This is a genomic window from Pontibacter rugosus, assembly GCF_042678745.1.
Lineage (GTDB): Bacteria > Bacteroidota > Bacteroidia > Cytophagales > Hymenobacteraceae > Pontibacter > Pontibacter rugosus.
This window is the reverse complement of record NZ_JBHTLD010000239.1, coordinates 1-6552: the sequence shown is the minus strand read 5'-3', so window position 1 is coordinate 6552 and position 6552 is coordinate 1. Positions and strand designations below refer to the sequence as shown.

Annotated in this window: 8 protein-coding genes; 4 read left to right on the top strand and 4 right to left on the bottom strand. The window is 43.7% G+C overall.

The window, feature by feature from the left end; genetic code table 11:
- Window positions 1-354: 354 nt before the first annotated feature.
- Entirely contained in the window at window positions 355-699 is a 345-nt protein-coding gene (locus tag ACFQ2O_RS18755) for an STAS domain-containing protein (RefSeq protein ID WP_377531541.1), read from the top strand.
- A 324-nt stretch (window positions 700-1023) separates the two neighbouring features.
- On the opposite strand, the gene ACFQ2O_RS18750 is transcribed toward ACFQ2O_RS18755, so the two are convergent.
- Window positions 1024-1704 carry a hypothetical protein gene (locus ACFQ2O_RS18750; protein ID WP_377531538.1) on the bottom strand — a complete coding sequence of 227 codons (681 nt, stop codon included), beginning with the start codon at window positions 1702-1704 and terminating at the stop codon, window positions 1024-1026.
- A 128-nt stretch (window positions 1705-1832) separates the two neighbouring features.
- On the bottom strand, window positions 1833-2465 hold the full coding sequence (locus tag ACFQ2O_RS18745; RefSeq protein ID WP_377531534.1) for a hypothetical protein: 633 nt from the start codon (window positions 2463-2465) through the stop codon (window positions 1833-1835).
- Between the two features lie 356 nt (window positions 2466-2821).
- On the opposite strand from ACFQ2O_RS18745, the gene ACFQ2O_RS18740 reads away from it, so the two are divergent.
- The 3 genes from ACFQ2O_RS18740 (at window position 2822) to ACFQ2O_RS18730 (ending at window position 4999) form a co-directional block, all read left to right on the top strand.
- Window positions 2822-3439 (top strand): DUF72 domain-containing protein, encoded by a 618-nt coding sequence (locus ACFQ2O_RS18740; protein WP_377531548.1) that lies wholly within the window; start codon window positions 2822-2824, stop codon window positions 3437-3439.
- A 220-nt stretch (window positions 3440-3659) separates the two neighbouring features.
- A complete protein-coding gene (locus ACFQ2O_RS18735; protein WP_377531544.1) occupies window positions 3660-4673 on the top strand; it encodes an NAD(P)/FAD-dependent oxidoreductase in 1014 nt (337 codons plus the stop codon).
- Entirely contained in the window at window positions 4673-4999 is a 327-nt protein-coding gene (locus tag ACFQ2O_RS18730; RefSeq protein WP_377531531.1) for a 2Fe-2S iron-sulfur cluster-binding protein, read from the top strand. Before ACFQ2O_RS18735 ends, ACFQ2O_RS18730 begins: the two co-directional genes overlap by 1 nt.
- Before the next feature lie 78 nt (window positions 5000-5077).
- Here ACFQ2O_RS18730 and ACFQ2O_RS18725 read toward each other — a convergent pair whose 3' ends face one another.
- Together ACFQ2O_RS18725 and ACFQ2O_RS18720 are read right to left on the bottom strand one after the other, a co-directional pair.
- Entirely contained in the window at window positions 5078-5494 is a 417-nt protein-coding gene (locus ACFQ2O_RS18725) for a hypothetical protein (protein ID WP_377531528.1), read from the bottom strand.
- A 6-nt stretch (window positions 5495-5500) separates the two neighbouring features.
- A complete protein-coding gene (locus ACFQ2O_RS18720) occupies window positions 5501-6451 on the bottom strand; it encodes a TIGR02587 family membrane protein (RefSeq protein WP_377531524.1) in 951 nt (316 codons plus the stop codon).
- Window positions 6452-6552 lie beyond the last annotated feature (101 nt).

Here is a 6552-nt window from a genome sequence, read left to right as displayed (position 1 = left end):
TTAAAAAGGTAAGCGCAAAATCAGTATTTAAACTATCACATTTAAGTATTTACCTCTGAAGCCAGATTGGCTATTACTTTCTAATTTTGTTTACGAGTATTGATAACTTTTAAAATAATGCTCTCTAGCAAATATTGATAAGCAGCTAGTCTGAGAATATGCAATTGAATTAAATTGCCAAGTCATTGAGCTCTGATTTGTTGCCTATAAAGTCAGATACTCGCATCATAGGCTTATTGGTAAAGAAGCTCCAGTAGTAGCTAAAACAAATACCCGTATTTTTTGTTTCTACCTTCTACAAATTTATATTTAGGTAAAACTTCTACAGTTAAGTTTAACATCAGCCGTAACATTATGGAAACCAAATATTACTTTGATAACGGCTCTTGTTATATTACTATCTATGGCCCCATGACGAACACTACCTTGGTACGTATCAAGGACCGGGTAAAAGATGCTTTGAAAGAGGAGGTTAGGGAGGTATGGGTAAATTGTGAAGCTATGACAGATGTTGATTTAAGTATACTTGGCAGTCTGGCGCTATACCAACACGTACTTGAGGAAAGAAACGTCAAGCTCACTTTATTACACCTTAACCCTCAGCAACAAAACATACTTGTAAAAAACCAGTTAGATACAATTTTACCTGTAGCGAATGAGACTGCGTTACCCTTAGCTCATGACTGGAATAAGATATAAACTCAAGTATACTCCAATAGGCTTTGCAACAATACAGCCTGCTCTTTAATCCTTTTATGAATCAGGAAGCACAACACATGCCTGTACATTTTAATTAACATGCCACCAGCAGTTAAGCAACGCTAATTATTCAGTAGTTACTCTTCCTACCTTTACTCTTCCACTAATTTATACTTGTTAACGGGAGACATTAACACGTTTTTCTGCCGTATACTTATCAAAACTGCCTGTTATATAAAGAGTACTGCTTCTACTTACTCTCATCATGCAAAAGAGCACCTGCTATAAGCAGGTGCTCTTTTATACTGTGTTATTTATAGCAAATTAGCGGTTTCTATCGTCGTTATAGTATCCACCGCGGTCATTACGGCCATAGCTGGAATTATAAGCATTATTGCCACCGAAGTCTGTGTTGTTTCTGCCAGAGCGTTGCTGCATAGAAGAGTTGCTATACCCGCCGCCATAGCCGGAAGTAGATGGATAGCCATCCATGCTGCCATTGCCTCCGCTCATAGAGTTATAGTCTGATGAGCCACCAAAGCCGCCATCTGAGCTATAATTAGAGCCTCCAAAGCGTGAGCCGCTGTAGCCACTCATCCTGTCGGAGCCGTAACCCTGGTTGTTCATAGCATTACGGTTGCGCTGCATGTCATTCATTCTTGAATCGTAACGGTCGGAGGAGCCTTCGAAGCTAGACACACCATAGCCCTGGCGCAAATCACCTAAGCTTCCCTGCTGGCCACGGGTATTGTTGCGGTAGTTTCGCTCCATATCGGAGTCCCGGTTGCGATAGTTCTGGAACCTGTTATCGTTCCTGTTTTGAACACCTCTTTCCCTAAAATCTTCTCGTGCCTCTTGTACCCAACGGCGGTCATTCTGCCTTGGGTCGTAGTTGTTACGGCCAAAGTCGTCATTGCGTCTGTAGTCGTCTGAAGAGTTGTTGGTATACCCCATACGATCTTCATATCCACCTTGATAATACCTGTTTCTTTCGTTTCGTTCCATAGTAGTTTGTAGTTTAATTTAACATAAATTCTATACTTATAGTAACGGAGCTATGCCTCTACGGTTATCAAAAAAGGAAAAGGCTTGCCTTTGGGGCAAGCCTTTTCCTTTTTTACAGTAACTAAAAATTAACGCCTGCGGCCGTCGTTTTCGCTGAAACGCCCTTGTGAAGCAGATTTGTATGGGGCACCTTCACTGCTGTTGCCATATACACTTCGCTCACGGTCCCGGTCACGATTATTATAACTGGTAGAGCCATAGCCAGTGTTGCCATAGTCTCCGATGCTGTTATCATAGCCACTTCTGTAGCGGTTACCACTATTGCTGCGGCTGCCATAGTTGTGGTTAATAAAATCCGAATACGTTTGATTACCTGCCTGGCGACCATAGTTATTGCGGTTTCCAAAGTCAGTAACCTCTCCATAGCCGTTACGCACGTTCTCAGACTGGTTGCTATGGCGACGCCCACTGTAGCCTCCCTGTTTTTCGGAAGATCCATACCTGGAGTGACCGTAGCCCGATCCACCTCCATGCGTGCTACCGCCCTCACCGTAGCGGGTACCACCGCTGAAGTCTCCTTTCGCACCGGCACCGTATGTAGAGTTGCTGTAGTTACCACGACCATAGTCGCTTTTTATATCCTGATGTCCATAATAATCATTCCCACGCATACTGGCGTTATCACGGCCATAGCTGGTATTGCTTGAGCGATTCCAGTTATTTCCCTGATGCTGATTGTCCGAATTCGATCTATTGTTCATACTATTATCTCTGTTGCCGATCGAATCCTTTCGGTCTTTTCGATAGTTTGAATCCATGATAATTTAATTAAGTTGAGTATTTAATTGGGTGGCATACCTGTTTAACGTCGACATTGATGGCTGGTTTTGCTTTTTACTTCTATTTTTTCTGTTTCTACCCTAAAAAAACAACTACTTATAGCTCTTACAGTATACTACCTGACTATTTACAAGATTACTTCCGTATTATTTAAGTTTCGGGATACACATCCTGACCTTCGCCACAGTCTTCTTTAGCTCCCCCTGCTAGGTGTTCTACGCCTAGCAGGGGGAGCTAATGCTTTGGTATAAGTTTGGGTAAAAGGGTAAAATGAAAAATACATATAGGAACTTCAGGCTGGACCTATAAGCATTGGAAGGGGAATTTTTATCCTGAGGGTGTAAATCAAAAGGACTTCACGAAGCATTATACGCAGTTCTTTCACTCAGTAGAGATCAACACCTCTTTCTATAAGCTTTCCACTTCTGAAACATTCTCCAACTGGCGTAAGGCAGTACCTGATGACTTTATTTTTGCTGTAAAAACGAGCAGGTACATTACCCACATGAAAAAGCTGAAGGACCCGCAGGAAGGTCTTTCAAGATTCTTTAGCAACGCCAATGCACTGGAACATAAACTAGGTCCCGTGCTTTGTCAACTTCCGCCGGCATGGCAGTTAAATGTAGCGCGACTGTGTGATTTTCTGGGTCTGCTGCCACCTTATTATGGGTATACCTATGAGTTCCGGCACACCAGCTGGTATACAGAAGAAGTTTTAGAACTGCTCCGTAAACATAATGCGGCTTTATGCATTTATGAACTGGATGCGCACAAGTCTCGACTCCACATAACGGCTGATTTTATTTACGTTCGGCTGCATGGCCCTGAAGGCAAGTATGCCGGCTCTTACTCTGCAGGTGCCTTGCAATGGTGGGCACAACAGATCCAAAGATAGCAGCAGAAAGGGCTGTATGTGTATGTATACTTCGACAGTGACCAACTAGGATATGCCGCATTCAATGCGCTTAGATTACAGGAAACTGTGCGCCAAAACCAAGTATAAACTGGTGCGAAAATTGCACTCCTGTACCCAATAAAAGATAAAAAAGCTATGCAAGCTGCCAATTGGCAACTATCTTTACTTTAAAATATTGATTGCAACTTATAAATTAATGATGGACAGAATAACAACGGATATATGCATTGTGGGCGCTGGCCCGGTAGGTTTGTTTGCCGTATTTGAGGCTGGCCTGCTTAAGATGCGTTGCCACGTAGTAGATGCGCTGCCTGCCGTTGGCGGTCAGCTTTCTGAAATATACCCTAAAAAACCAATATACGACATTCCTGGCTTCCCTGAAGTTTTAGCCGGTGATCTGGTTAAAAACCTGGAGCAGCAGATAGCTCCCTTCCACCCTACCTTTACCTTGGGCGAGCGTGTGGAAGAACTGGAGAAGCAGGAGGACGGTTCATTTATTGTTCGTACAGTAGACGGTACTGAGATTGCTTGTAAAGTAGTAGTAATTGCTGGCGGCCTCGGTTCTTTTGAACCTCGTAAGCCGGCCATTGAAAACCTGGAGAAGTATGAGGGCTATGGCGTAACCTATATGGTTCGTGACCCGGAGCACTTCCGTGATAAACGCGTAATTTTAGCCGGTGGTGGCGATTCTGCCTTAGACTGGGCTATTTACCTGGCTGATGTCTGCAAAGAGATTACGCTTGTTCACCGTGGCACTACCTTTAGAGGAGCACCTGAGTCAGCAGAAAAGGTTCTGAAACTGGCTGAAGAAGGCAAGATCCAACTTATACTTAAGTCTAATATCACAGAAGTACACGGTGAAGGCGAATTGAAGGCGGTAACGGTGATGGTAGACAATACTACGCCTCACCTGGTGGATGTTGATTATTTTATACCGCTGTTTGGCCTTGTGCCAAAGCTGGGCCCTCTGGAAAACTGGGGATTGGAGCTTGAGAAAAACGCCATTAAGGTTAATACAGAAGATTATTCTACCAACATCCCTGGTGTGTATGCCATTGGTGATATCAACACATACCCTGGCAAGCTTAAGCTTATACTTTGTGGCTTCCACGAGTCTGCTTTGATGGCTCAAAGTGCATACAACATTATATACCCGGATAAAAAGTTTGTATTAAAATATACTACCGTTAACGGAATTCAGGAGCTACAATAATGAAAGATGCTATAACCATTTATGTAGAACAGGATAACGGTGACCGTATAGAACTGGAAGCGCCACTAGACATGAATTTGTCTGTGATGGAAGTTTTAAAAGCAAACGAGTTTCCGGTGCAGGCTGTGTGTGGTGGTATGGCTATTTGTGCCACCTGCCATGTAGAAGTGCTTGAAAGCCACGGGGAGCTGCCTGAGATGAGTGATGATGAAGCTTATATGCTGGAAACATTGCCACTTGTAAGCGACAACAGCCGCCTTTCCTGCCAACTACGATTAAAAGAAGACATGGAAGGCCTGGTAGTACGCATCATGCCCGAAGCCTAATAAAACACAGAAAAAACATGCAATAAAAAGGTGCTGCCACGGCAGCACCTTTTTATTTACTAAAACACAAAAAGCACCTCAGGGCTTTTTGTAACTCACTACGTGCACTTCTATACTATCCCCTGGGTTTGGATTCCCTCTAAAGCTTACCCACCCCTCCCGCTGCGACTCTTGCGGAGCAAAAGGAAACTCTAGTTCAGCTTCTTCCATCACTCGATCATTTTGTATACATCGCACTGTTAATTTTACCTGTTCTGCTGTTTCACCACCCAGATTCCGAAGCACAATGCGGTAGCGGTTGGGTGCGTGTTCAGATGCATCCAGATAATGATCAGCAATTAATTTAGGAGTAACTGGGCCATGGGTATAAGCTTGAACTACAAGGTATAAAAGTATACTCAGCACAAGCACCAGGCTAAAACCAAAAATTGTCCATTCTAACCAGTTCTTTTGGTCTTTGATACTGTTTGTACTTTGCTGTTGTTTTCTATCCATGTTTTGCTACTTAATCAGCAGACGCCCGGCTGATGCACCCAGAGAAGCGACCAACCCTAACGTGATGCATTGGGAAAAGGCAACCCACCAGCTAACACCATCAAACCTGCCGAAAAACCAGAGCGAAAACGCTGAGGCAACCAAAGCCATGATATAACTGATAGAGGTATCAAACGTTACCTGGAAAATAAGTTCTCTGACGGAGGTATTTTTGGCTGCGCCTTTAAAGTCGCTGAAATAAACGATGATGATACTTAAAAAGATAGAGGCCAAGGCCATTGTGAAAATGTGCACTGGCGTTGCCTGTAGGGCCAACATTATAATCTCTTCCGTTGGGGCAATATTGCCGCCTACAATGATAGCCCCACACAGCGACAGCACAGCTACAGCCACCTTCGACCTCAACTCAGAGGGAACAAAGTCTTTTTCTGCCAACTCTCTTTCGCCTTCTTCCTCACTATCTCCGCTCACACCACCTTCACCTAATTGAGCCGTGCCGATAGATACCCCAATTGACACAGCCATTGCCTCAATAATCACTTTGCCCATAACCTCGTCTATTGACATAGAAGTAAAGTCGATCCGGTTAATCATGAGCAATACAGTAAAGGACAATATTAAACCTATACCCATTTCCTCCACCGAATCGACCATGACACTTCGCCAGGTTACGTCCGGCCGCATACCTGCATACCTGTTATAGCCAAGCAGCAGCACATAAGTAACAAAGACTAGAGCCAGCAGCTCATGTGGTTTAGCGCTAAAGCCTGCCCACCATACCTCCATGGTATATAGCAACGGAAAGCTAAAAAGCAAACCACCTGTTATACCACGCGCATACTCTTTCAAAGACTGCCGGAGCGGCCTGTTATTAGGTGTTTCTATCCTTTGCTGCTGTTTGTTTACCAATGGGCATATTTTTTGGCAGTATACGGTGCAAATGGATAAATGTGCCATGGCTATAGTTATGTTAGCTCTTTATCCCTACTTCACTAGTCACGCGCCTATTTAATACAGCATTGCGGTAATAGCAAACAATAAAACTTGCAAATTACTAT